General features: G+C 58.2%; 18 protein-coding genes. 10 read left to right on the forward strand and 8 right to left on the reverse strand.

The genetic code is table 11. The features are described 5' to 3' along the window. Positions 1–46: 46 nt before the first annotated feature. The gene (locus tag C8K63_RS05070) at positions 47–2,983 is read right to left on the reverse strand and encodes an EAL domain-containing protein (RefSeq protein WP_108215696.1); all 2,937 of its coding nucleotides are present in this window, start codon (positions 2,981–2,983) and stop codon (positions 47–49) included. 519 nt (positions 2,984–3,502) lie between these two features. Between C8K63_RS05070 and C8K63_RS05075 the strand changes: the two genes are divergently transcribed. Together C8K63_RS05075 and C8K63_RS05080 are read left to right on the forward strand one after the other, a co-directional pair. Continuing rightward, positions 3,503–4,375, forward strand: a complete 873-nt coding sequence (locus tag C8K63_RS05075) for a TauD/TfdA family dioxygenase (protein ID WP_218279791.1) — start codon at positions 3,503–3,505, stop codon at positions 4,373–4,375. A 108-nt stretch (positions 4,376–4,483) separates the two neighbouring features. After that, entirely contained in the window at positions 4,484–4,963 is a 480-nt protein-coding gene (locus tag C8K63_RS05080; protein WP_108215698.1) for a 2,4'-dihydroxyacetophenone dioxygenase family protein, read from the forward strand. A 72-nt stretch (positions 4,964–5,035) separates the two neighbouring features. Here the strand turns inward: C8K63_RS05080 and C8K63_RS05085 are convergent, their stop codons facing one another. Next, positions 5,036–6,082 (reverse strand): alpha/beta fold hydrolase, encoded by a 1,047-nt coding sequence (locus C8K63_RS05085; RefSeq protein ID WP_218279790.1) that lies wholly within the window; start codon positions 6,080–6,082, stop codon positions 5,036–5,038. A 108-nt stretch (positions 6,083–6,190) separates the two neighbouring features. Between C8K63_RS05085 and C8K63_RS05090 the strand changes: the two genes are divergently transcribed. Further along, on the forward strand, positions 6,191–7,228 hold the full coding sequence (locus tag C8K63_RS05090; RefSeq protein WP_108215699.1) for an AraC family transcriptional regulator: 1,038 nt from the start codon (positions 6,191–6,193) through the stop codon (positions 7,226–7,228). A 64-nt stretch (positions 7,229–7,292) separates the two neighbouring features. On the opposite strand, the gene C8K63_RS30725 is transcribed toward C8K63_RS05090, so the two are convergent. Beyond that, positions 7,293–7,523 carry a hypothetical protein gene (locus C8K63_RS30725; RefSeq protein WP_108215700.1) on the reverse strand — a complete coding sequence of 77 codons (231 nt, stop codon included), beginning with the start codon at positions 7,521–7,523 and terminating at the stop codon, positions 7,293–7,295. Positions 7,524–7,816: 293 nt separating this feature from the next. Here C8K63_RS30725 and C8K63_RS05100 point away from each other — a divergent pair, with 293 nt between their 5' ends. Then, positions 7,817–9,139, forward strand: coding sequence for a DUF1329 domain-containing protein (locus C8K63_RS05100; protein WP_108215701.1), 1,323 nt, complete (start codon positions 7,817–7,819; stop codon positions 9,137–9,139). Between the two features lie 184 nt (positions 9,140–9,323). On the opposite strand, the gene C8K63_RS05105 is transcribed toward C8K63_RS05100, so the two are convergent. From C8K63_RS05105 to C8K63_RS05120, 4 genes are all read right to left on the reverse strand, one after another. After that, the gene (locus C8K63_RS05105) at positions 9,324–9,623 is read right to left on the reverse strand and encodes a hypothetical protein (RefSeq protein ID WP_108215702.1); all 300 of its coding nucleotides are present in this window, start codon (positions 9,621–9,623) and stop codon (positions 9,324–9,326) included. Between the two features lie 126 nt (positions 9,624–9,749). Further along, complete coding sequence (locus C8K63_RS05110) at positions 9,750–10,709, reverse strand: hypothetical protein (RefSeq protein WP_146176376.1); 960 nt, start codon at positions 10,707–10,709, stop codon at positions 9,750–9,752. Next, entirely contained in the window at positions 10,676–11,185 is a 510-nt protein-coding gene (locus tag C8K63_RS05115; RefSeq protein ID WP_108215704.1) for a response regulator, read from the reverse strand. Before C8K63_RS05115 ends, C8K63_RS05110 begins: the two co-directional genes overlap by 34 nt. A gap of 204 nt (positions 11,186–11,389) precedes the next feature. After that, the gene (locus C8K63_RS05120; protein ID WP_108215705.1) at positions 11,390–12,031 is read right to left on the reverse strand and encodes a response regulator transcription factor; all 642 of its coding nucleotides are present in this window, start codon (positions 12,029–12,031) and stop codon (positions 11,390–11,392) included. A gap of 434 nt (positions 12,032–12,465) precedes the next feature. Here C8K63_RS05120 and C8K63_RS05125 point away from each other — a divergent pair, with 434 nt between their 5' ends. The 5 genes from C8K63_RS05125 (at position 12,466) to C8K63_RS05145 (ending at position 23,204) form a co-directional block, all read left to right on the forward strand. Further along, the gene (locus C8K63_RS05125; RefSeq protein WP_256594913.1) at positions 12,466–17,292 is read left to right on the forward strand and encodes a HAMP domain-containing protein; all 4,827 of its coding nucleotides are present in this window, start codon (positions 12,466–12,468) and stop codon (positions 17,290–17,292) included. Between the two features lie 48 nt (positions 17,293–17,340). Continuing rightward, positions 17,341–18,471 carry a response regulator gene (locus tag C8K63_RS05130; RefSeq protein WP_108215707.1) on the forward strand — a complete coding sequence of 377 codons (1,131 nt, stop codon included), beginning with the start codon at positions 17,341–17,343 and terminating at the stop codon, positions 18,469–18,471. Positions 18,472–18,756: 285 nt separating this feature from the next. Beyond that, positions 18,757–21,585, forward strand: a complete 2,829-nt coding sequence (locus C8K63_RS05135; RefSeq protein ID WP_108215708.1) for a multicopper oxidase domain-containing protein — start codon at positions 18,757–18,759, stop codon at positions 21,583–21,585. A 677-nt stretch (positions 21,586–22,262) separates the two neighbouring features. Then, positions 22,263–22,916 carry a hypothetical protein gene (locus C8K63_RS05140; protein ID WP_108215709.1) on the forward strand — a complete coding sequence of 218 codons (654 nt, stop codon included), beginning with the start codon at positions 22,263–22,265 and terminating at the stop codon, positions 22,914–22,916. A gap of 81 nt (positions 22,917–22,997) precedes the next feature. After that, positions 22,998–23,204, forward strand: a complete 207-nt coding sequence (locus C8K63_RS05145; protein ID WP_108215710.1) for a co-regulatory protein PtrA N-terminal domain-containing protein — start codon at positions 22,998–23,000, stop codon at positions 23,202–23,204. A gap of 131 nt (positions 23,205–23,335) precedes the next feature. Here the strand turns inward: C8K63_RS05145 and C8K63_RS05150 are convergent, their stop codons facing one another. Then, positions 23,336–23,902, reverse strand: coding sequence for a nucleotidyltransferase family protein (locus tag C8K63_RS05150; protein ID WP_177413286.1), 567 nt, complete (start codon positions 23,900–23,902; stop codon positions 23,336–23,338). Between the two features lie 230 nt (positions 23,903–24,132). Between C8K63_RS05150 and C8K63_RS05155 the strand changes: the two genes are divergently transcribed. Further along, positions 24,133–25,470: an MFS transporter gene (locus C8K63_RS05155; RefSeq protein WP_108215711.1), complete on the forward strand. Its 1,338-nt coding sequence runs from the start codon at positions 24,133–24,135 to the stop codon at positions 25,468–25,470. Positions 25,471–25,489 lie beyond the last annotated feature (19 nt).

Here is a 25,489-nt window from a genome sequence, read left to right on the forward strand (position 1 = left end):
TTGTGCTCTACCTTGTGAGTTAGGAGTCATCCCCCGGATCGGGAGTTCAAAATTCCGCTGCCGGGTTGCACGCAGTGGTGAGCCCCTGGCGACCGAGCAGTGAACTCGCCAACAGCGCCTTCAAACCCATAGGCCTGGCAAAATGATAACCCTGGGCCTGCCCCGCCCCCATTTCGCGCAGCAGGTCCAGCGTCGCTTCATCCTCGACGCCTTCGGCCACTACACTCAGGTCCAGCGATTCGGCCATCCGCACAATCGCCCGGACAATCGCGCGACTGCGGGGACTGGTGGTCAGTTCGAGGATGAACGACTTGTCGATTTTCAATCCGCTGAAACGGTATTGATGCACATAGCTCAGGGATGAAAACCCTGCACCGAAGTCATCGAGTACCACCGACATGCCGTTGTCCGCCAGTTGCTGCATGGTCTGTCGGGCAATCGCCGGCTCGGCGACCAGCGCCCCTTCGGTCAGCTCCAGGCAGATTCGTGACGGCGAGACCCGGTGCTGCGCCAACAGTGTCAGCACCTCACCGGCGAAGTCCGGACGCGTCATGCTGTAGCTGGAGCAGTTGACGTGCACCGGCGGCCAATCGGCGTTCCCGGGTTGTGCGAGGATCGCTGCAATGCTGGTCAGCATGTACAGGTCCAGTCGACCGATCAGGCGCAAACCCTCGACATCCGGCAGGAACTCGCCCGGCGCAATCACCCGGCCGCCCGGCTGATGCCAGCGGATCAGCGCTTCAAGGGCCAACAGTTCGCCGGTTTCGACGCTGACGATCGGCTGGAAATACGGCAGCAGCTCGTCAGTACGCTTGAGCGCGTTGCGCAAGGCCCCTTCTCGCTCGACCTGGTCCGAGACTTCACGGCGCACTTGCTGGTTGAACACCGCGTAGCTGTCGCGCCCGGCACTCTTGACCCGATACATCGCCGCATCGGCATCGCGCAGCAAGTCGGCGGGCTCGTGATGGAACTGGTTGTCGGCACTGACGATACCGATGCTGCAGGACGAGAAAACCTCATGGCCGTTGATGAAAAACGGCAGGTCGAACGCCACCAGGATCCGCTCGGCAATTTCGATCATCACCTCCAGCGGGGCCTCGGGAGCCAGCACCGAAAACTCGTCGCCCCCCAGGCGCGCCAGCATGTCGGTGTCGCGCAGGCAACCGCGCAATCGGTGGGCCGCCTGCATCAACAGCAGGTCGCCAAAATGGTGGCCGAGGCTGTCGTTGACCATCTTGAAGCGGTCGAGATCAATGAACATCACCGACAGGTGCCCGCCTTCGTTGCCGAACCGCGACCAGGCCAGATTGAGGCACTGTTGCAGGTAGGTGCGATTCGGTAGTCCGGTCAGCGCATCGTGGGAGTTTTCGTGCTGCAACTTGGCATTGGCGTGGTCGAGCTCGCGGGTGCGGCTCTGCACCCGGGCTTCCAGTTGGAGGTTGGCGGCATGGATCGCTTCAGCGGCCGTGCGTCGCGACAACGCTGTGTCGATGTGCCGCGACACGAACGTCAGCAGCTCCTGGTCTCGCTGGGTGTAGCTCACCTGCGAGGTATAGCTTTGCACCGCCAGCACGCCTCGCACCACGTCGTCTTCGAACAATGGAATGCCCAGCCAGGAGTAGGAGCGCACAGACTCATGGGCAATTTCGATTTCACCGTGCGCGGACAATCGTTCAGCCTCGCCGGCGTCAATCAGGCAGGGTCGACGCTGACGAATCACGTACTCGGTCAAGCCCCGGCGCCCTCGGCGTGCCGCTGGGCGGGTCGTCTGCCGTTCATCGACGTAATAGGGAAACGTCACCTCACCGGTCGCGCCGTCGAACAGGGCAATGTAGAAGTTCTGCGCGAACAGCAGTTCACCGACGATACCATGCAAGGTCTGGAACAACTCGGCCATGTCGCCAGGCCGGCTCGACAGTTCGGCTATCTGGAACAGCGCGCTCTGCAGATGTTCGGCGCGCTCTCGGTCTGCCACTTCCTGCCTCAAGGCGTCGTTGAGTGCCGAAAGCTCCAGGGTGCGACGCATCACCGTTTCTTCCAGGTCCTCCCGGTGCAGAATCCGGTCCAGCGCCATGGCCACGTGACGGGCTACCACCAGAAACAGCGCGCGGTCTTCAGCGCTGTAGATGCGAGAAACGTCGTAGACCTGCATTGCCAGCATGCCAAACACGTCATCCGAGGCATTTTTCAACGGTGCCCCCATCCAGAACTCGGGACGATCACCCACGCAATAAAAACGGTTTTCGGCCTGAGCCGCGAGAATGCCGGCAGAGTCAATCAGCAACGGCTGGCCAGAGGTCAGCACCTGACTGGTCAACGACAGATGCGCAGGGTCAAGGTATTCGTAGTTCTCAGCCTCCAGGGCATCAGCGTCGATGATGTCGACGTAATACGGGTAGTCGATCTTGCCAGTGCGCGGGTTATACAGCGCGAGATAGAAATTCTCGGCGTCGATCAGGCTGGCCAGAAGCCGGTGAACCCCGACCAGAAACACTGACCGGTCGCGGGTCGAACTGGCCAGATAGGTAATTTCATACAGCACACGCTGCGTGATCTGCGCACGGGCAAGGGTATTGGTCTGGAGCTGAATGCCCAGGCGCTGGGCAAGTTCAGCGAGCGCCGGTTCTGCAGTATCGTCGACTGGCGCGAGTAGCCAACCCAGCACACTTTCGCCTCTACCGGTCGGCCAGCGGTGCACGTTGCGGGCCCGGCAAAAGGCTTCAAACTCGTCATTCGCAACGCTTGAAGGCCACTGTACCCGTGGGTCGCCCTGGCCAACCCGATGCATCTGTTCACCGGTGCGGTAAAACACCCAGGCGCTGGTATGGGCCCAGTTGCGCGCTGAGTCCAGCAATTGTCCGATCGTGTCGTCGCCGCCAGCGTAAGGCATGCCGACAGGATCAGGGTTCTCTATGGGTTCAAGTGCTGCAACTTCGCGCGTGAGCGATTGCCATGGGGAGTCGGTCAATGTACGAAAACTCATCAGCGCTCCCTGAGCCCAAAACTGCCGACACTCGCTTACTGATTGCCAGCAATGTGCCGTAAAGCTTTCCGTTTAAAGCTTATAGCGGTTTTTTTCAATGACTTTATGCACGTTGGTGCCAGGTATGAGACTGACCACAAGTTATTCGCTGCTTGTTGTCTGATGGGGCGGTGTGTGTTGCGGATTCAACCGGACGATGCAACTCACTGGGCTCCGTATAAGTGGGAGGAGCTGGCCGCGATTCGCCTTCGAGGTATGCCTTCGGCCAAACCGTCCCAATATGCGAAGAAACTGTCCTGCCATGCCAATAGCATCGCGCCCGGGATACCTACCATAGGAACGGCACCTCTGCCTGATAGGCAGGGGACAGCTACCTATACCGGATGCACATATTGCGCACCGCCATACAAGTACGGATTGGACACTACAATGACAAAAATCGCCGCAGCCCAGGACACTCCCTCACCACTCACGCCCTCGGCACCCGCCATTATCCGGTCGTCAGTGCGCCAGCATTCGATCAAGGTGCAGATTTGCTCCCCCGCCATCGGTGCCGAACTCAGCAACGTCAACCTGGCCGATGCTGCCCAAGACCCTGAACAGATCGCGGAAATCCGGGCGCTGTGGTTGAAGCACAAAGTGCTGTTCTTTCGCGACCAGGACATCACCCCCCTGGAGCAACAGCACTTCGCCGCGCAATTTGGCGAACTGGAAGGTCATCCCCTGGCGCCGAGCCATCCGGAGGCGGACAAGCTGCTAATGCTGTACCGCAACCTTGACCCGGGCAAGCCCAAGAGCTTTGTCGAAAAGGCCAGCCGGGAAAACCTCTGGCACACCGATGTCACCTTCAAGCCGGCTCCGCCTCGCGGTGCGATATTGCGCTGCGAACAGGGGCCTGAATCCGGCGGCGACACCCTGTTCTCCAACATGGTGTTGGCTTACGAAAACCTGCCCGACACCATCAAGCAAAGGATCGAAGGTCTATACGCAAAACACAGTGCCGAGCACTCCTTTGGCGCCCAGTTGCCGCGTGAGCAACGTCATGCCATGGCCGCGAAGAACCCCAGTGCTGAGCACCCGGTGGTGTTGATTCATCCTGAAACGGGCGAAAAGGTGCTGTTCGTCAACTCCGCGTTCACCACTCATTTCGCGAATTTTTTCAACTTCGAGGACATCCGCTACGGCCAGGACTTCATGCCCGAGGCTCATCACCTGATGAACTACCTGACCTCTCAGGCCGCGATTCCGGAGTACCAGGTACGTCTGAAGTGGCGCACCAACACGATTGCCATGTGGGACAACCTGCAAGTCCAGCACTACGCGGTGGCGGACTACGGCAATGCGCCAAGAAAGATGCTGCGCGCCACCCTCGCGGGCACCCCGCTCACCTGATTCGAACCGTCTCCCCATCGAAAACCAGGACACCCGACCATCAGAGATCGTCGGGCGGCCTTGGCTAACGACCAATACTCGATCTGAACCGCATCAATGGAGATAGACATGCTCTACGAACACGTCGACACCGCAGTCATCGATGGCGAATCGCTGCCGTGGGTACCCTTTACGCCCTACGCCGAAAACGTCCTGCTGAAGTACTTCAAGCTTGACCCGATTCGTGGTGAATGGATTGTCATGATGAAGTCGCCGATCGACATGCAACTGCCCAAGCACCATCACACGGGCACGGTGATGGTCTACACCATCGAAGGCCGGTGGAAATACAAGGAACATGACTGGATCGCCGGTCCTGGCAGCATCGTATATGAGACGGCTGGATCGACTCACACGCCTGAAGTCGTCAGCACCGCAGGCACAGACGGCTATGTGCTCACCCTGGTTCAGGTCAATGGCGATCTCGCGTTCCTGGACGGGAACGACAACATTGTTGCGCTCGAAAACTGGAAGTCCGGGTTGCATCGCTATCTGGCTTATTGCGAGCAGCATGACATCGCACCGAGAGACCTGACGGCATTCAACTGATGTCGTTCAAATGTCCCCAAGGCCCATGCATGGCCGCGAGTGATCGCGGCCATGCACAAAGCAATACGCTCGCTACTGGCGCTTCATCTGCTCGAGAAACTCAAGGAGCAATTCGCTGACATGATCGGCACTTTCTTCTGCCGCGCTATGGCCCACACCGGGTAGCAGTACCTTCTTCTGCAGTCCGGGCAGATAGGTGTCGAGCTGCTCGTAGAGACTACGGATTTCGACTGGTTCGAGTGATGGGTCGGCCGCACCTCCGATGAACAGGCTCGGCTGACGCACTACCGCACCGTCAAGAAACGCGGTGATTTCCCAGTTGCGATCGCGACAGCGGTAGTAGTTCAGGGCACCGGTAAACCCTGTGCGCGTGTATTCAGCGACGTAGTAATCGAGCGATCGCGCGCTCAGCCATGACGGAAACTCCCCTTCGGGCTCAGTGAAGGCGTTGAGAATGGGTTCACCTGGCTCAACGAACAGACGCCAGCGTTCGGCCCCGACGGCGTTGCCCGAGATCGAGTAGAAAACGCTGCGCAATGTTTTTCTCGTATCGCAGGCCAACTCGCGATCCGGCTTGTCGAGCTGCTGGAAATACAGATGGTGATAGACCCTGCCCTTCGCCATTGCCTGTAAAGCTACGGTCGGCTTGATCTTGCCGCGCGGTGGCACCGGCGTATTGAGCATCACCAGGCCACGGAACAGATCCGGCCGCAGCATGGCTGCCGCCTGGGCCACCCAGGCGCCCAGGTCGTGGCCGATGATCACGGCGGACGTTTCGCCCAGGGTTGCCATCAAACCCACCATGTCGCCAACGGCCTGACTCATGTCATAGGCTTCGACCGAGCCTGGTCGGCCGGATTGCCCAAATCCCCGTTGATCGGGAGCGATGACCCGAAAGCCCGCCTCGGCCAAAGCCACGATCTGGCGCCGCCACATGTACCAAAGGTAGGGAAAGCCGTGCAGCAGAATGACGAGCGGGCCCTGCCCCTCGTCGATGTAGTGCATGCGAATGCCGTTGACTTCGGCAAAGCAGTGGTTGAATGCATCGGGGTCGTCGGCATCCACTTGTCCCATTGCGGCGGGCGGCTGATCGATGCGTATTGCAGTGCGCGTGTCCATTATCTACCTCCATCTTTTGTAGTTGCAGGCTTGAAGGTAGCCGTGACAGGGTACCCTGCACTAAGCTCCTCAGGACACAATCTTGTGAAATTGGGACACGAGGGATGCATGTATACCCTGACGCGAAGCGCCAGCCTTACTGGCTATGAACAGGTTGCCCGTTCAGTGGGGCTGGATCCTTTACGTATGCTGCGGATGGCCAAACTGCCCACCAGTGTCCTCGACGATCCGAACATCATGATCAGTATCGATTCGGTGGGTTGGCTTTTGGAGGAGTCAGCCCGCCTTTCTGGCCAGGAGGCTTTCGGATTGTTGCTCGCGCAAACGAGGCACCTTTCCAACTTCGGCATGTTGGCGCTGCTGATCCGCGAAGAACCGACACTTCGTACCGCACTGCAATCGTGCGCGCGCTATATGCGGCTGCATAACGCTGGGGTGGAGTTGCGGCTTGAGGATGTGGGCGACCTGGTGCTGCTGCATGTGGGTGTGAATATACAGGGTCATCACGGTGTCTGGCGCCAGGCTATCGAACAGTCGACGGGCATCGGACTGCGGACGTTGAGCATGCTGACGCGCAATACGTTCCGCCCGGTCAGGGTCAGTTTTACTCACGAGCGCCCGGCCAACCTTGAAGTGCACCACCATGTGCTGGGAACAGCCATCGAGTTTTCACAGGAATTCAATGCCATCGTTTGCCGCGGGTGTGATCTGGACATGCCCATTGCTGCGGCTGACCCCGCGCTGCATCGCGAAGTGAAGCGATCGCTGGACATGCAGTTGGCTAACCTGCGTGACGAGCCGGCGCAGCGGGTACGCCAGATCGTCAAGATGCTGCTGCCCAGCGGACTGTGTTCTGTCGATGGGGTTGCCCAGCATCTTGGCATGCATCGACGCACCCTCAACCGGCACCTGGCAACCGAGGGAGAGAGTGTCACGACGATCATCAATGCCGTACGCGCTGAACTCGCCGAGGAGTATCTGGCCAACAGCAAACGGCGATTGTATGAGGTCGCCGAACTCCTGGGCTTTTCCTCTGCCGGTGACTTTTCACGCTGGTTCCGCAACCGGTTTGGCCAGACACCCTCGGATTGGGCTGCGTGCTACCGAGAGAGCAAGACGACACCCCGGCTCAATTTGCACAAATAGAAAGCCAGGTCCGGATGCGGATCAACCTCCCCCTCCCCGCTGCTTTTCAATGACGTTGAACGTATCAGTCGTCGTTGTCATCGCGATCGCGGTAGCGACGGTGATCGCGCTCGTAGTCACGACGATCATAGTCACGGTAATAACCTCGATCATCGTCCCCTCTCTGGTCGTAGCCACGTCGATGATCATGATCGTGATATCGACCGTACCTTTCTCCGTCATCCCAGTGCGGGCCACAGCCTCCCAACAAGACGGCGCTGGAAATGGCCACGATCAAGATTGCTGCGCGATTCATATGAACGTCCTAAACGTCGGAGGTATGGAATGGTTACAACTATGACCATTCAGTAACTCAATGATTCCTCAGGGAAATACAAACAAGTGATGGTCGCTCTCCCATCGAATGCCCGTCGAGACAGCCAGAGCCTGTCATGAATAGCCAAGGGACTGTCGTCAAATGAAAAGCGCCCCTAACGCGGGGGTTATTTAATGGCAGCACTGAAAAAGCCTCTGGCGATCGAGTCGACGTAAGCGACTGCTGCGCCTGAGTCACGAGTTGCCTGGTCCGCCTGGCAGGAGAATAACAATATGAAATTCGTGAAGAGCCTTCTGGCTGCCGTACCCCTCATGGCGCTGGCCATCGATGCCCTGGCCTATGTATCGAACCAGGAAGCCGCCCGGCTGGGCACCAGCCTGACGTGGGTGGGTGCCGAAAAGGCCGGTAATGCCGATGGCTCCATCCCGCCCTACAACGGTGGCCTGACCACTGCCCCCGCAAGCTTCAAAACCGGCGACAGCATGCGCCCGGACCCCTTTGCCCACGAAAAACCACTGCTGGTGATCAACGGCAAGAACGTCGAGTCGTACAAAGGCATGCTGACCGCCACAACCGTAGCGTTGGCCAGGCGTTACCCCGGTTTTCGCATCGATGTGTATCCGACCCACCGCACTGCATCGCTCCCACAGTCGGTACTGGACAATAGCCGCCGCAATGCCACTGCCGCTAGGTCCCTCAACGGCGGGATCGCCATCGACAATGTGATGCCCGGCGTGCCGTTCCCGATCCCGCAATCAGGCGCTGAAGCGATGTGGAACTTCCTGCTGCGCTACCAGGGTGTCAATATCCATTCCAAGTACGACTCCTGGAGCGTCGACACGGCGGGCGTACCGAGCCTGGCGGTCACCGGTGAGGCATTCGTCTCCTTCCCGATTTACGAGAACATGTCCAAGCCCTTCAACAGCTCCGACATTTACTATCAGTTGAAACTGTCCTATACCGGCCCCGCGCGCCGGGCCGGCGAGTCGATCATGCTCAAGAACGCCACCAACCCGACGCAGTTTCCTGGCCGGGCCTGGCAGTACATGCCTGCCCAGCGCCGCGTCAAACAGATTTCGATCCTGGCCTACGACACACCCAACCCCGGTACCGCCCGGGCACTGGAGTTGTATGACTGGACGCTGGTCGGCAAGCAGGAAATGATCGTGCCCTACAACACCTACAAACTGACCTACGCTCGCGATGCCAAATCGCTGACCACGCCAAACTTCATCGCGCCGGACTTCGTACGCTGGGAAAAACACCGGGTCTACGTCGTGGAAGGCAATCTCAAGCCCGGTGCAAACCACATCTACCAGAAGCGCCGCTTTTACCTGGATGAAGACACCTGGGCCGCTGTGGCCTCCGATCAGTACGACACCAGTGGCCAGCTATACCGTGGCTCCTTCGCTTTCTTCAGCCAGAGCTATGACCAACAGGTCCCGGACGCCACCCCTTTCATGACGTACGACCTGTCGAAAGGCACCTATAACATCAATGGCGTGGTGGGCCCTCATGGCGGCATCCGCTACATCGAGCCGCTATCGACGGCGCAGTGGGTGCCAGAGTCCATGGCGGGCACCGGCATTCGCTAGCAACGCCCGGTCATGTATGACCGATAAATCACAAAGCCCCGGTTCGAAAAAAACCAGGGCTTGAGATTTCGGGTGGGTCGAGGCTGAGGGCCTGAGCCTGTTTCGGCGCCTGACCGGCGGGATCTTCCTGCCGGCCGACGATAGTGAAATATCAGTTACCCGCACTCGTCATGGAGACAGGCATCTAGCGCTTCCCCTTCATGCAGACGACGGAAAGATAAGCACCCCAAAGAACACCACACAAGGCAAGTATGAGCTCCGGATTGAAAATGTTCTGATCGGCCGGCGCCACCAGGATTTCGCTATATAGGCACAAGGCGCCCGCGATCAACGCAAGAAAGTATCCGGTCCGGGTTCTGGTCCGGCGCAGCAACAGAACCTTTTTCAGCCCCTCGTCTTTCCATTCTTGAAGGGGTATGCATTGGATCTCCTCCAGCAGCACCACACCCCACAGCAACGCGCACAACCAATAGCCTATCATCATGATTTCCTCCAGTTAGAACATTGATTCAACAGGTAGAACATTAATTCAACATGAATACAGCGCACACTCCGCGCTCAACTTACAAAGATCGATTCCAGAGTCTTTTCTGACTCGTGCAATTTGCTCTCACGCAAATCCATATCCTGAAGCAGGTGAGAGGGTTCGAGCGACCGCTGCCTGGGGCGGCGATGCAGGACCATGGTCGGGGAGTCCGAGTGGAGCACGCCCGGTCTCGTTGCCAGTGGTCGCATCCCGCTGGACCACTTCAGCGGTGTCGAAGTCATACTCCCAGTGGCCTGCCTCATTCCACTTGTGGAGAAAGTAGGTATAAAACGGCACAAACAGTCCCTGGTCCGGCTCCGCGTATTGCAGCCCGAACACATACTCAGGCTGCTCCTTCATTTCACGACCGCTATGGCAATGCTGGACCCAGGCAAGGTCGTCGAGGACGACAACCTTCCAGAACGGGTCGTGGTCATAGAACTTCAACGAAACTTTCTTGCCGCTTCTGCGGCACTCGTTCAGGAACGCAATGCTGGCGGCAAGCTCCTGTTGAAAGGTCGAGGTCGTAATGTTTTTCGCAAGTGAGTCGACTCGCTTGCGCGCCGCTACGCCAAGTGGATTGAGCAACATGACGCGGATTTCATACGCCGTCGTGAAGACCTCCTTCAACAGGCTATTGGGGGCAATCAGGGTTTCGTACCCCGTGAGCGAAAGGATGGAGGCGTCACGCGCCGCCGGTAATGAGCGAACCAGATTCCGTTCCTGAAGGGTCGAAAGCCATCCCTTGCGCGGATGCCTGGTGAAGAGCAGCGAAGCCATCTTTGCGCTTGTCAGGCGATGACCGTTGTCCCATGCGCGTTTGCACAGATAGAACAGAACCATCAAGGTCGAGGCCAGCACGATTTCTGTCGCGAGCAGCAGATTCGCGTTCAACTCCACGCGTGGCCACCATACATAGAGGATGTACCGCGCGGCATCCGGCGTGGCAAACGCCATGGCCATAGCGAGCAAGGTGATGACGCCATGTGACATGACCTGCCGCAGCACGGCTAGAAAGTCGTGTTCTTTACTGATTGGTTCCATGGGGTACTGCTCCCATTTGGTGATGATTGCCAGCAGGAAAAATCTTCTGGTAACAGGTACTTGGCTAAACGCTCCAACATGCGGCCCATGATGGCCAGTTCATGGTTCTTGTCGTAGAACGCGTAGGCACCCGCTTTTGTGAAGTACTTCCAATGTGCCGGAGCTGCGCAATCGCTGACCACTATGACTTTTGTCAGCGGATACTCGGCTGCGACCACACGCAATACTTCCATGCCCTGACCGTCGCCGAGGTTGATGTCCAGCAAGACGACATCGGGCGGTTCACGCCGGATGGCGACGATGGCGGCCGTTGCGCGGTGGAACACCCCGGCAAGTGACAGGCCAGCGATCCTTGGCGACACCGTGCGCCACAGCGCGGGCACGGCGTTCGAATCCTCAACGACAAACAGACGCAAAGGGCCTGAATATCTGGCTGGCATCAGTGCAGTCAATGGTTCTGTGCTGGTGACCTGCATGATTTCACCTCTCTTTTTTGACATAGCTGTACAAGACGCTGACGAAGACAACTTCATTCAGCGGACTAAATCTTGCGTGGGGGTAACTATGCTCAAGTAGAACGAAACCGACTATCGACGTTAGCTGGACTTCTTTGTGGAGATATCGGCCAAGAGCTTGTAGTGATTCCACTACAAGCAGGCTGGATCGGGTGACGGGGCGCTCTAACTCAACAGGCCGTTTTCGAGCGCATAGCGGGCCAGTTTCGCGTTGCTGTCCATCCCTGTTTTTTCCAGGATGCGTGCCCGGTACGTCGTGACGGTACTCGGACTCAAGTGCAATATCTCAGCGATGCGGACAATTCGCTCGCCTGAAGCGAGGAGCTTCAGGACTTCAAGCTCCCGGTCGGATAGCGCTTCGTGGGGTGCCCCGTCGCCTCTGCCGATAGCGTTAACCAGTTTTTCTGCCAGCTCAGGACTGACGTGCTTGCCGCCTGAGGCCACCTTGCGGACTGCCGCCACCAGGGTGGCTGCGGAAATATCCTTGGTGAGGTATCCCGCTGCGCCGTGCTTGATTGCGCGTAATGCATAGGCCTCGACCGAATGCATGCTCAACATCAGAATCGCGAGCTTGGGCTTCTCTGCACGCATGAGCTTGAGGAGTTGGAGGCCGGTTTTATCGGGCAGCTGAATATCTACCAGCGCCACGTCGAAATCCTGCTCCCGGACCAGGCGCATGGCGTCTTGTGCCGTCTCTGCTTCGCCCGTTACGTCGATCTCGCCGGCAGTCTCCAGCATGCGTCGCACGCCGTTACGCACGATGCTGTGATCATCCACCAGCAAGACTCTGATTTTTTGGTCAATCATCTGTATTTTCCATTCGCACCCGCAAGGCCCTGGCCGTATCGTGTCTCGATGTACAGATGATGTTGAACCCGCCGGCACAGTGGCGCGCACTCATGCATTCCCACACTAACCCTGCGGCCAGCGGCCAGCAAGCCATGGAGTCTGCTGCAGAGTTTGACGTTAGCAGGCGCAGAGCACACTTGCACTTTTGCCTCAGGCGTTAGCACTCACTTCTCGGGAATGCGGGTGCAGGCGGTTGGAATGGCCTGTTCCCGGCCAACTTCCCCAGGATCCGGGGCATTGCGCCAACCTTGCTAATATTTCGTAAGCCAACGCTCAGTCTTCAGCATGGTCAATACTGCAATACCGGCTCCTGCGTAACGCCTTGCGCGTGTCATCCATTTTGCCTGGACATAGACATGGCCACAGTAACGACACCCATCGAAGTATTCGACATGAAGACGTTGCTGACAGCGCTGAAGGCGTTGCGCAATGGTGACTTCACCACGCGTATGCCGGATGACTGGACCGGCATGCCGGGCAAGATCGCCGACACGCTCAACGAGATCATCGACATGGCAGCCGATACTGCCACCGAATTCGAACGCGTGGCGCGACTGATCGGCAAGCAGGGCAAGGTCGATGAGCGTATTCAATTGCCGATGATGAAAGGCTCATGGCAAAAGATCGTCAACTCGAGCAATGCGCTCACCAGCGACCTCATCAGCCCGATGAACGAGATGATTCGCGTTATCGGTTCGGTTGCCGAGGGTAATCTGAGCCAGCAGGTACCACCGGTACTCGATGGCCTGAAACTGCGGGGCCAGTTCCTCAAATCCGCCGGGATCGTGAACACCATGGTGACTCGTTTGGGCTCCTTCGCCTCCGAGGTGACCCGCGTGGCGCTGGAAGTCGGTACCGAAGGCAAGTTGGGCGGTCAGGCGGAAGTGGGTGGCGTATCAGGCACCTGGCGCGACCTGACCGAATCGGTCAACGGCATGGCGGCCAACCTGACCACCCAGGTGCGCAACATCGCACAAGTGACGACCGCGGTGGCGCGCGGCGACCTCGGCAAGAAAATTACCGTTGAAGCCAGGGGCGAGATTCTCGAACTGAAAAACACCATCAACACGATGGTCGACCAGCTCTCCAGCTTCGCCTCGGAGGTGACACGCGTGGCGCTGGAAGTCGGTACCGAAGGCAAACTGGGTGGACAGGCCGAAGTGACCGGTGTGTCCGGTACCTGGAAGGACTTGACCAATTCGGTCAACGGCATGGCGGCCAACCTGACCACCCAGGTGCGCAACATCGCACAGGTGACGACCGCGGTGGCGCGCGGCGACCTCGGCAAGAAAATTACCGTTGAAGCCAGGGGCGAGATTCTCGAACTGAAAAACACGATCAACACGATGGTCGACCAGCTCTCCAGCTTCGCCTCGGAGGTGACACGCGTCGCGCTGGAAGTCGGTACCGAAGGCAAACTGGGCGGACAGGCGGAAGTGACCGGTGTGTCCGGTACCTGGAAGGACCTGACCAATTCGGTCAACGGCATGGCGGCCAACCTGACCACCCAGGTGCGCAACATCGCCGATGTGACGACGGCGGTGGCCAACGGCGACCTGTCGCGCAAGATCACAGCCGAAGCGAAAGGTGAAATTCTCCAACTCAAGGAAACCATCAACACCATGGTGGACCAGCTCTCGACCTTTGCCGACGAAGTGACGCGCATGGCACGCGAAGTGGGAACTGACGGCAAACTGGGTGGTCAGGCCAAGGTGACGGGTGTCGGTGGGACCTGGAAAGATTTGACCGACTCGGTCAACAGCATGGCGGCCAACCTGACCAATCAGGTGCGCAACATCGCCGACGTGACGACAGCGGTGGCCAAAGGTGACCTGGGACGCAAGATTACCGTGGAAGCCAAGGGTGAAATCATGGAGCTGAAGAACACCATCAACACCATGGTGGACCAGCTCAACAGCTTTGCCGCCGAAGTGACGCGGGTGGCGCGCGAAGTCGGCACCGAGGGAAAGCTCGGGGGACAGGCGCAGGTGCAAGGCGTGTCCGGCACCTGGAAGGATTTGACCGAAAACGTGAACTTCATGGCAGCCAACCTGACCAGCCAGGTGCGCGGCATCGCGAAAGTGGTGACCGCTGTAGCCAACGGCGACATGAAGAAGAAACTGACACTGGAGGCCAAGGGCGAGATCGCCGAACTGGCCGACACCATCAACGGTATGACCGATACGCTGGCGCTGTTCTCCGATCAGGTGACCTCAGTGGCGCGTGAAGTGGGCGTCGAAGGCAAGCTGGGCGGCCAGGCCAACGTGCCGGGTGCTGCCGGCACCTGGCGCGATCTGACCGACAACGTGAACGGTCTGGCGGCCAACCTGACCAATCAGGTGCGCGCAATTGCCGATGTGGCGACTGCCGTGACCAAGGGTGATCTGACGCGTTACGTGGAGGTGGAAGCAAAGGGTGAAGTGGCGGAATTGAAGGACAACGTCAACGAAATGATCCGCAACCTGCGGGAAACCACGCGGCAAAACGCGGAACAGGATTGGCTCAAGAGCAATCTCGCGAAGTTTAACCGTCTGCTGCAGGGCCAGCGCGATCTGGCGGCAGTCTCCAAGATGGTGCTGTCTGAACTGGCTCCGCTGATCAACGCCCAGCACGGTGTGTTCTACATGATGAACGAGAGCCCGCCCGATCCTGCGAAACTCAAACTGATGTCCGCTTATGCGTACAAGGGCAACATCAATGTGAACGATGAATGGCGGCTCGGCGAGGGCCTGGTCGGCCAATGCGCCTACGAGAAGCGGCGCATCCTGCTGACCGATGTCCCCGGAGATTACGTCGCGATTTCATCGGGACTGGGTGCGGCCGCCCCGCTCAATATCATCGTGTTGCCGATCCTGTTCGAGAACAAGGTCAAGGCCGTCGTCGAAATGGCTTCGTTCACGCGCTACAGCATCATTCATCAAACCTTCCTCGATCAGCTTGCTGAATCGATTGGTATCGTGCTCAACACGATCGAAGCCAATATGCGTACCGAAGAACTGCTCAAGCAGTCGCAATCGCTGGCGCAGGAGCTGCAAAGGCAACAAGAAGAATTGAGACAGACCAACGAGGAACTGGAGGACAAGGCCGGACTGCTGGAGGAGCAGAAAGCCGAAGTGGAGCGCAAGAACCGCGAAGTCGAAATCACCAAGCTGTCGCTGGAGGAGAAGGCGGAGCAACTGATGCTGACCTCCAAGTACAAGTCCGAATTCCTTTCCAGTATGTCCCATGAGCTCAGAACGCCATTGAACAGCTTGCTGATCCTGGCCCGGCAGCTCAGCGACAACGCGCAGCACAATCTCACGCCCAGGCAGGTCGAATATGCCAAGACCATCCGTAGCGCGGGCAAAGACCTGCTGGAGCTGATCGACGAGATCCTCTATCTGTCCAAGATCGAGTCGGGTACGGTCACACTGGATCTGAAAGAAGCGCTGTTCGCCGATCTGCACGACCAGATCGAACGCACCTTCCGGCCGGTCGCCGAAAGCCGAGGCCTGGACTTCACGATTGAACTGGCCCCTACCCTGCCCCCCTGCATCCGGACCGATGAAAAGCGCCTGCTGCAGGTGGTCAAGAACCTGCTGTCCAACGCTTTTAAGTTCACTGAACAAGGCAGTGTCAAGATCAGCATCGAACCCGCTGTGTCCGGGTGGAGCGTGGATCTCGGCGAACTCAATAGCGCCGACGCAGTGGTCGCCTTCGTGGTCACCGACACCGGCATTGGCGTATCTGCCGACAAGCAGAAGCTCATCTTCGAAGCGTTCCAGCAGGCAGATACCGGAACCTCACGAAAATACGGCGGCACCGGCCTCGGCCTGTCGATAAGCCGCGAGCTCGCACACCGGCTGGGCGGTGAGCTGCGGCTGATCCCCGGTGAGATCGGCAAGGGCAGTACTTTCGCGCTGTACGTGCCCTTGCGTACACAGGATGCCCAGCATCAGACGCTGGACGAATCAGCGACAGAGACGGTGCCAGGCCAAGTCAGGCGCGATCCCGTTTCAGCCCCGTCTGTACAGATACTGGACGACCGCGAGTCTGTCCAACCCGGGGACCAGGTGCTGCTGATGCTCGAGGGCGACGCCCGATTCGCCAGCATTCTGCTCGAGGCCGCGCGCCAGGAGGGGTTCAGGGCCATCGTCACGACCCGTGGCGCGGATGCACTGGAGCTTGTCGAACGCTTCAAACCCGCCGCGATCACACTGGACCCGGGCCTGACCGACATCGATGGTTGGTCGCTACTCGAGCAGTTGAAGCGCAATTTCGCCACGCGTCACATACCGGTCCAGATCATCTCGATCGCTGACGACCATACACGCGGGCTGCGCTATGGCGCTTTCGACTATCTGCTCAAACCGGTCACAGCCGACGAGATTCAAAATGCGCTGGTCGGCATCGTGGCATTCGCTCGGCGCAAGACCAGGAATCTGCTGCTCATCGACGGCGACGAAGGGAGCCGCGCCCGTATCCTCGATCTACTCGGCAACACCGACGTGAGGATCGCAACGGCCGGCAGCGGCGCGCAAGCCTTGAAGAAACTGGCAACGAAACGCTACGACTGCATGGCAATCAATCTCAAATTGCCCGACGCATCCGGCATCGGGTTTCTCGAGGCATTGCAGGAAGACCACGCAATGCGTGAATTGCCGATCGTCGTCTACGGTGCAGGGACACTGACCAAGCCGGAGCACGAGCGTTTCAGGGCACTGCTCGGCAAGGGCGTCATCAAGGCAGTTCAATCGCCCGAGCGCATACTCGACGAAACCGCGCTGTTTCTACACCGGGTCGTATCCGCACTGTCGCCGACCCAGCGCAAGATGCTGGAAAAACTCTATGAGGGTTCAGACAGTCTCGAGGGTAAAAAGGCCCTGGTGGTCGACGATGACGTGCGCAATATTTTTGCCCTGACCAGCGTGCTCGAGTGCAACAAAATGCTGGTGGCCACGGCCGAAAACGGCCGTACCGCCATAGAACTGCTGCAGCAGCAGCCCGATACCGACATCGTGTTGATGGATATCATGATGCCCGAGATGGATGGCTTTGAAACCATGCGCCAGATCCGTACATTCAAAAGGTTTGAAACCCTGCCCATTATTGCGCTGACGGCAAAGGCGATGATGGGTGACCGTGAAAAGTGCCTCGAGGCAGGAGCATCGGACTATGTCAGCAAGCCGGTGGATACCGACCAGCTGCTGTCACTGATGCGCAAATGGCTCTATCGATGACGCTGTACCGCGCTCATTGCGGCCAGCGCAAACCGAAGTGGCATAAATATGCAGGAACCCCCGGCATTCAAAGAGAGAGCCCAGGTGCGGCAACCGCTCCCGCCTGATGGCGTACCAGCATCCGTGTTGCTGGTGGATGACAATCCCGGCAAGCTTACGGCACTCGCCGCGGTGATTGCCGACATGGGCCTCGATGTTGCCACGGCGACCTCCGGGCGCGAGGCGCTGCGCCTGCTATTGCAGCGCGACTTCGCCGTCATTCTGCTCGACGTGAAAATGCCCGTGATGGACGGTTTTGAAACCGCGGCACTCATTCACGGCCGCCCGAAATCGGCCCACACGCCCATTATCTTCGTCACGGCGGAGGCCGATACGGATTCCGAGCGTTTCCGCGGTTATACGTCCGGCGCAGTGGATTACATCTTCTCGCCGATTGTGGCCGAAGTTCTTCGCGCCAAGATCCTGGTGTTTGTCGATCTGTACTACTTGCAGCGCAAACTGACGATGCAGGCCGAAGAACTGCTGCAATCGAAGCTGCAGCTGCGCGAACTGGCCGCCTATCAGGAGCACATCAAGGAAGAAGAGCGAAAGCGCATCGCACGCGACATCCATGACGAGCTGGGACAGAGTCTGCTGGCATTGCGAATTGACGTATCCATGTTGCAGGCGCGCACCAGTACCCGGCACCCCAAGCTCAACGAAAAGGTCAGCGACGCCCTGAATCACCTCGATACAGCCATCCGCAGTGTCCGCAGCATCATCAATGATCTTCGACCGCCCGTACTCGATCTGGGACTACAGGCAGCGATCGAGTGGCAACTTGAAGAGTTCCGGCAGCGCAGCGTGATCGATTGCACGATGTCGGTGAAAGACGAGAGTTTGCGTTGCGATCTGAATGAAAAATCCGCCACGACTCTGTTCCGCATCGTGCAGGAATCGCTATCGAATATTGCCCGGCACGCGCAAGCGACACAGGTGCATATCGAACTCTACAGGGAGGGTCGCCGGCTTTACCTGCTGATCAAAGACAATGGCGTAGGCATGACGGATCGCAAAAAAATGAACTCGTTCGGGTTGGTGGGGATGAAGGAACGCATCAGCATGCTGGGCGGCGAATTCACGATCGACAGCGCACCGGACAAAGGAACGAGATTGACGATATCGCTGCCACTCGACTGACGTGGCCATTTCTCTTAGCCCAGACACTGCGCATAATCGCACCCATTATTGGGGGATATTCCCCGTCATCGGGGGTATTCATCCTGGCTGCTCCTACCTGCCTGAAGCCAGCAGACAAGGGGTACGCGGCGTAGAGCCATTAGTCACCTTCTTTCACTTTTGGCGGAAAATTTGCATCATCCTTATCCCGGTTCGAAATCAAACATTTCGCCAGCCGGGCCAGGAGCAGTGGCTCAATGCCCATGTATTGCCGCGCGTTCCGAGGAATCGTCAGAGGTGTTTGCGATGAAACTGGATGCCGGAAGGCTGAAAACTAGTCCATTGTCCAAAACCAGGCTGGCGTTAAGTATCTCTGCTGCCGTGATCATCCTCGGGCTGGGCTTGTCCCGGACCCAGGCAGTCCCCCTCGACAACACCGATCCACCGCCTCCTACCGACCCATCGGCGTTCACCAACCCGCCCGCCGACCCCGATGCCGCATTGCGGGACTTGCTCAAGCTGCCTCCCGCAAACGTCGGGGCCTTCGACTTGCCCAATGGAGTAGTCGGTAACGGCAGGACCCCCTTTGTCGACAATGTGCTGCCCCCCGACCTGCAACCCAGCTTCAATATCCCCACTAACGGTAATGCCAGCCCGGTGTTCGGGGTTCAACCGTTCACCCAGAAGCTTGAACTTTTCGAGGAATTCGGCTCGAACAAACTGGATGCGACCGACCCGCCATCCCCCGTTCCGTTTCCGGTTCCGACGCTGGGCCCCGCACCAGCGCAAGATCCATTGAACGTGGCGCGTAGCGGCCCGTCACCGGATGCGCTGGATGCCTTTCTCAGGCAGCCGGCATTGACGCCCTTCCCGACCGAGTTCTCCAATGTACTGGACCGCAACCCCTGGAAGGCGCAGATCGAGCTGTTCCTCAATCGCCGGGTCGATTCGCCCGCAGAAGGCCGGCCACCGGGAAAAGGCTGGTCGCACCAGCGTTTCAACGAGTTTTTCCCGCGCGACGCCTTCAAGACGGTGCAAGCCGGCGCGCACGTCAACAGCGGCTTTCGTGATCGCATGCAACGGCATAACTACGCCGTAGGGGAATTTGCCCCAGGCGGGCTCTATCACAACACCAGCGGCAACCCGGCCAACGAGGGCACCACCAAGGGCATTCAAGTGCAGTTTCACCCCAACTTCCCTGTCCAGGACCACAATGCGTTGTGGACATTCGACGGCACCTTTCCGCCCAAACTGCTTTTAGTACGCTATGGCCAAGCGATGCTGATGCGTCATTACGATGCCTTGCCCATTGACCCGTCGGCCAACCGGGGCTTTGGCCTGCACACCCTCACCACCCATGAACACAACGGCCACACGCCCGCGGAAAGCGACGGCTTTACCAACGCGTTCTTCTTCCCGGGCCAGTACTACGACTATCGCTGGCCGATCCAGTTGGCCGGTTACGACACCATCAACACCACTGCCGAGGACCCACGGGCCGCGTTCCCTTGCGACCCCGGTGAAACCCTGTTCGTCAACGATGCCGCTCCGGGCCTCAAGACCTGTAACAACGGCACCATCAAGATCCGTGGCGACTGGCGTGAAACCATGAGCAGCCACTGGTTCCACGACCACATGCTCGATTTCACCGCGCAGAACGTCTACAAGGGCAATGCCACGATGATGAACTACTACAGCGCCGTGGACCGTGGCAACGAGTCGGTCGACGACGGGGTCAACCTGCGCTTGCCCAGCGGTTCGGCGCTGGGCTGGGGTAACCGCGACTATGACGTCAACCTGACGATCGCCGACAAGGCCTGGGACCAGACCGGCCAGTTGTGGTTCAACCCCTTCAACACCGACGGTTTTCTCGGTGACCAGATGCTGACCAACTGGGTGTACAAGCCCTTCCTGGACGTACGTGCCCGCCGCTACCGTTTCCGCATTCTCAACGGATCGGTTTCTCGCTACTTCAAGCTGGCGATGGTGCGCCAGGTCAATGGTAATGCTGGCGAGTTTCCTGGCCCGAACGGCTCCGGGGTCTCATACAACCGGGTGCCGTTCCACCTGATTGCCAACGACGGCAATATCATGGAGCACGCGGTACCGTTCGATGGCAGCCTGGACCTCGATGGCGACGGCGACACACAGGACCACAATGGCATTCTGCCGATGCAGGCCATTGCCGAACGCTATGACATCATCGTCGACTTCGCGAAAAACGGCATCAGCCCGGGCGACAGGATTTTCTTCGTCAACATCGAGGAGCATGAAAACGGCAGGCGTCCGAATCGTGACATTCCATTGGCCGATGTCCTCTCCGAAAGGTACCTGCCCGTGGTCAGGCAAACCAGCCACGGACCACAGTGGGTCAACGGTGACCCGGGCGTGGGCCTGTTCCTGCAACTGAACGTCCAGCCTTACACCGGCCAGGATGTCAGCATGAATCCGGTCGACTTCGAGCCCGCCAAGCCTGGCAAACCCGAGGGCAAGGTCATGATCCCCCTGCCCTTGCACCGTGATGACCCTGCCGATATCGCCCGGCTTGCCCAGGCGCGGCACCGCACCTTCATCTTTGGCCGCTCCAACGGCACGGATTTCAAGCCCTGGACGATCAAGACCGATGGCGGCGAAGGCTTCGGCATGGACCCGCGCCGGATTTCAGCCGCGCCACAACTGGCCACTGGCCCGACACCGGCAGGGTTCAAGGGCGAAGGCACGCTGGAAGTCTGGAAGATCGAGAACGGCGGCAATGGCTGGAGTCACCCGGTGCATGTGCACTTCGAGGAAGGGGTCATTCTCAGTCGAGGTGGCAAACCACCACCAGAATGGGAAAAAGGCGCGCGCAAGGATATCTACCGTGTAGGCGACAGTTCCGAGAGCCTCGACAATGTCGAAATAGCCATGCACATCCGTGAGTTTGCCGGTACCTACATGGAGCACTGCCACAACACACAGCATGAGGATACGGCGATGCTGCTGCGTTGGGACTCCGAGCACCCGGGCCAGTTCCAATTGATGCCCACACCCTTGCCCAGTTGGGACGGCGTGAAATTCGTGAACTCGGTTGCGTTACCGACTTTCCGTACCGGAGATGGCGTCGGGCCACAGGTCGAGGTCGACAGAAACCCGTAAATAGCAACGGCAACGGAGGCAAAGGCTAGCGTCGTCTATAAACGGCTGTTTATGTCGTCAGCAAATGCAGAGGCAACTTGTTTGCTGAAAATTCCCCTGTGGCTATGCCGCGAATGGGCTTTTTTGGAGGGGAAAATGGCAGTGCCTTGACCTGGTTTGTTAACCCGGCCAAAGGCTTTTTTATGGCGGATTCACTCACACATCCCGATTTCCTCCATGGAATCTGAAAAAAAAGACCAAAAAAACGCCAGGGCTCTTGTCTGCCTTCCGACTCGCCGCAAACCCAGTAATGGTGCAGGCTGCGCGATAAAAGCTGGCAATGTGCAACTAGCTAGGGACACTGCCGTTGGTCAGCAAAATTGATCAAAAAATGAACTGACACGGTTTTTTCGTTCAGAATGCGCAGCAGGTGGCACGGGCTCTGATCCTCACCTGACCCCAGAAGCGGAAGTTAAACCTCATATGCGCCAAGTGCGGATGAGGTTTTTTATTACCTGAAAATGGAATAATCGAATGACTAAAAGTTCATTCGCCAAACTCGCTTTTATCTTGGCCGCGTAATGCCACAAGATAATCCAATTGAAACGGCTGAATCATAACTTTCGTCAGCAACGGCAAACTCTAATCAAGCCGTCCTGAAAGTCAGATTGATTCACTGTTTGAACAAAGAGGTAGTCATGGAACTCAGTATTCTTACTTCACCAGTCGGGGAATATTTACGCCTGGGCGTTGTATATTTTCATCTTATCGCGTGCTGTGTGGCAATCGGGCTGGTTTTGACCAGTGACATTGCAATGGTCAAGCAACTCCTGAAGGGAGATGCATCGGGTCATCATGATGACGCGCACATGGACAGTCTTCAAAAAACCGTATCGCTTGCACTTGTCTGGCTCTGGATTACGGGCGTTGCCATTGTCGGGATCGATTATGCAGGCAAGGGGATGGAGTATTTCCTCAATCCAAAATTGCAAGCCAAAATCGGCATAGTCGTGCTGTTGACCATTAACGGCTTCGTGTTGCATCGCGCTGTATTGCCGGCGCTGAAAAAAGCCGGTTCGTTACTGAAACTCTCCTTCAGCCTGCGCATGCTGGCGCTGTTCTCGGGGGCGTTCTCTGGCGTGTCGTGGTTCTATGCCGCCATGCTGGGTGTTGGTCGTCCGCTGGCCTGGAAGTACTCGCTGGTGGAGTTGCTGGCAGCCTATCCGGTGCTCATCGTCGGCGGTTTCGCAATGATGGTACTGCTCACCGTCTGGGCAAAAAACAAAGACGCCGAAGCGCGCCTGGAGCAAGGCACCTGGACTCCAGGAAACGCCGCCCTGGCTGGCTGGTGAATCCAGGTTGAACAAGGACGTTCAGCGCTAGCCCATGAATTCTGCTTTAACTGTTAAAAAATCTCACTTGAGGATACCCAAATGAAATCCATGAAAGTTCTCTTCGTAGTCGCCGCTCTGACCGCTTCTTCTCTGGCGATGGCCACCGGTGGCGGTGATCGGACCGTCGCACGCATGGAGTCGGCCCGGACAGTCTCGATGAAAGCCTTCCAGGTTGCCCAGAAACAGAAGGCTGAAGCCGCTGTCACTCAAAGCAAGACCAAGGCAGCCGATCGCACCAACAGCTGATCTGTTGTGTCGAGTCCAGAGTCCAAGCAGCCCGTCTCCACGGGCTGCTTCGTTTACAGGCCGTCGTGGCACGCGTTATCAGCTTTCATCTCCAATAAATTGCTTCATCGGTAAACGCCCCTCGCGCCAATTCAACGTTGCGTCTCTACGATCCTGAGCCAAGGCCAGCGAACCTGATAACTGTTCGCCTTCTGGTCGAACAAGTCTGGTCTCGGATTCTTTGGATTGATTCTAAGTAGCCCTTGCTCAGTATCGGCCAGGCCGTTGGGTGCATAGACCTCGCCCGTTTCAATATCCAGACCCATGCAGGTACCGGCAATCAGGTAGCGGTCGATCCCGTCTCTGGCCGACTGCAGCTGAGGATAATCCCCGCCAAACCGCTGGCTGTACCACAGGTGAACGCGAGCCTGATTCTTGAACTCAACGTTCACATCGAGGTGGTCGAACAGATGCCGAGCGGATTGGATGACCTCATTCTCGGCTTCCCACGACAGATCATCATCGAAGTAAAAGACGTCGTAATCCTTCACTCCCCACGCTGGCGGTCGCTGTGACTGATGATTCCACACGGCCTGGAACAGGCAACCGGCGGTGAGCATGCACTGGTTCAAACCGAGCTTGGGCAAGCGATCGGCAAGTTCTGCGTTTACTGGATTGGTCATTGCGATCCTGACCAGGCTTTCGACAGTCAATGTCATCATCCCTTCTCAATCGATCAAGTCCTGGCGACCGACAATACCGCCAACGCTTTACAAATACGCGAAATACACCGCCCTTTTTTTCTCACCCTCGGCCAATCTGGCGCGAATCATGCCTCATTCAACGGCATGAAGTCGGTAGCGACTATGTGGATGACACTTTTGAAGTGAGCCGCCTCAGTGCCTGCCCCGATAATCGATAGCTTACTGACGAACGGTCGAGGTCAAGCATGACGAGCGCAACGATGGAACAAGTCAGCCCAAGAACGCTGAGAAGAGTGATTGTGGCTGCCGGCATCGGCAATTTCGTCGAGTGGTTCGACTTCGCCGTCTACGGCTTTCTGGCCACGACCATCGCCCAGCAATTTTTCCCCAGTGGCGATGCCAGTGCCGCGCTGCTCAAGACCTTTGCGGTATTCGCCGTGGCCTTTGCGTTTCGGCCCCTTGGCGGGATTTTCTTCGGCATGCTGGGCGACAGGATCGGCCGCAAGCGAACCCTGGCGATGACCATTCTGCTGATGGCCGGGGCGACGACCTTGATCGGTCTGCTGCCCACATATGCGGCGATCGGAGTCATGGCGCCGATTCTTCTGTCCCTGATCCGTTGCGCCCAGGGCTTTTCCGCCGGGGGTGAATACGCCGGTGCCTGTGCCTACCTGATGGAGCATGCACCGAGTGATAAACGTGCCTGGTACGGCAGCTTCATTCCGGTGTCGACATTTTCCGCCTTCGCCGCGGCAGCCGTGGTGGCCTACGCACTCGAGGCGTCATTGTCGGCCGAAGCAATGGGCAGTTGGGGCTGGCGCCTGCCGTTCCTGATTGCCGCGCCCCTGGGCCTGGTGGGTCTTTACCTGCGCTGGAAGCTCGATGAGACTCCGGCATTCCAGGCAGTGACCGAGGAACATGCAGTCGCACACTCCCCCCTCAAGGAAACCTTGCGCAACCATGGTGCGGCTATCTGTTGTCTGGGCGCTTTTGTGTCACTCACGGCACTGTCGTTTTATATGTTCACCACCTATTTCGCGACTTACTTGCAAGTCGCTGGTGGCCTGAGTCGCGCCACAGCGTTGCTGGTGTCGCTGATTGCATTGCTGTTCGCTGCAGCGATCTGCCCGCTGGCCGGGCTGTATTCGGACCGGGTCGGGCGTCGGGTTACGGTGATGACGACTTGCGCGCTGTTGATTGTGGTCGTGTACCCATCGTTCCTGATGGCCAGCTCCGGCTCGTTCGCAGCGTCCATCGTCGGCGTCATGCTCCTGGCGATTGGCGCGGTGTTGTGTGGTGTGGTGACGGCGGCCCTGCTCTCGGAAACCTTCCCTACCCGTACTCGCTACACTGCCTCGGCGATCACCTACAACATGGCGTACACCCTTTTCGGCGGCACCGCTCCGCTGGTGGCGACGTGGCTGATCAGCACGACCGGCAGCAACTTGTCGCCAGCGTTCTACCTGATCGCGGTTGCATTGCTCGCGCTGGCGGGTGGGCTGGCATTGCCGGAGACTTCGAGGATTTCCCTGCATGACGTTGCGTCGCAAGAAAAAGCCGAAGGAGTGAGTGCATCCGCCTGAAACACCAAACAAGCCTGTC

This window comes from Pseudomonas sp. GV085, from assembly GCF_003050925.1.
In the GTDB taxonomy this organism is placed as follows: domain Bacteria; phylum Pseudomonadota; class Gammaproteobacteria; order Pseudomonadales; family Pseudomonadaceae; genus Aquipseudomonas.

Bases quoted from the DNA above. Each gene is read 5' to 3' on its own strand.
- C8K63_RS05070 (WP_108215696.1), bottom strand. From the start codon at position 2,983: ATGAGTTTTCGTACATTGACCGACTCCCCATGGCAATCGCTCACGCGC.
- C8K63_RS05080 (WP_108215698.1), top strand. From the start codon at position 4,484: ATGCTCTACGAACACGTCGACACCGCAGTCATCGATGGCGAATCGCTG.
- C8K63_RS05085 (WP_218279790.1), bottom strand. From the start codon at position 6,082: ATGGACACGCGCACTGCAATACGCATCGATCAGCCGCCCGCCGCAATG.
- C8K63_RS05090 (WP_108215699.1), top strand. From the start codon at position 6,191: ATGTATACCCTGACGCGAAGCGCCAGCCTTACTGGCTATGAACAGGTT.
- C8K63_RS30725 (WP_108215700.1), bottom strand. From the start codon at position 7,523: ATGAATCGCGCAGCAATCTTGATCGTGGCCATTTCCAGCGCCGTCTTG.
- C8K63_RS05100 (WP_108215701.1), top strand. From the start codon at position 7,817: ATGAAATTCGTGAAGAGCCTTCTGGCTGCCGTACCCCTCATGGCGCTG.
- C8K63_RS05105 (WP_108215702.1), bottom strand. From the start codon at position 9,623: ATGATGATAGGCTATTGGTTGTGCGCGTTGCTGTGGGGTGTGGTGCTG.
- C8K63_RS05110 (WP_146176376.1), bottom strand. From the start codon at position 10,709: ATGGAACCAATCAGTAAAGAACACGACTTTCTAGCCGTGCTGCGGCAG.
- C8K63_RS05115 (WP_108215704.1), bottom strand. From the start codon at position 11,185: ATGCAGGTCACCAGCACAGAACCATTGACTGCACTGATGCCAGCCAGA.
- C8K63_RS05120 (WP_108215705.1), bottom strand. From the start codon at position 12,031: ATGATTGACCAAAAAATCAGAGTCTTGCTGGTGGATGATCACAGCATC.
- C8K63_RS05125 (WP_256594913.1), top strand. From the start codon at position 12,466: ATGAAGACGTTGCTGACAGCGCTGAAGGCGTTGCGCAATGGTGACTTC.
- C8K63_RS05130 (WP_108215707.1), top strand. From the start codon at position 17,341: ATGCAGGAACCCCCGGCATTCAAAGAGAGAGCCCAGGTGCGGCAACCG.
- C8K63_RS05135 (WP_108215708.1), top strand. From the start codon at position 18,757: ATGAAACTGGATGCCGGAAGGCTGAAAACTAGTCCATTGTCCAAAACC.
- C8K63_RS05140 (WP_108215709.1), top strand. From the start codon at position 22,263: ATGGAACTCAGTATTCTTACTTCACCAGTCGGGGAATATTTACGCCTG.
- C8K63_RS05145 (WP_108215710.1), top strand. From the start codon at position 22,998: ATGAAATCCATGAAAGTTCTCTTCGTAGTCGCCGCTCTGACCGCTTCT.
- C8K63_RS05150 (WP_177413286.1), bottom strand. From the start codon at position 23,902: ATGACATTGACTGTCGAAAGCCTGGTCAGGATCGCAATGACCAATCCA.
- C8K63_RS05155 (WP_108215711.1), top strand. From the start codon at position 24,133: ATGACGAGCGCAACGATGGAACAAGTCAGCCCAAGAACGCTGAGAAGA.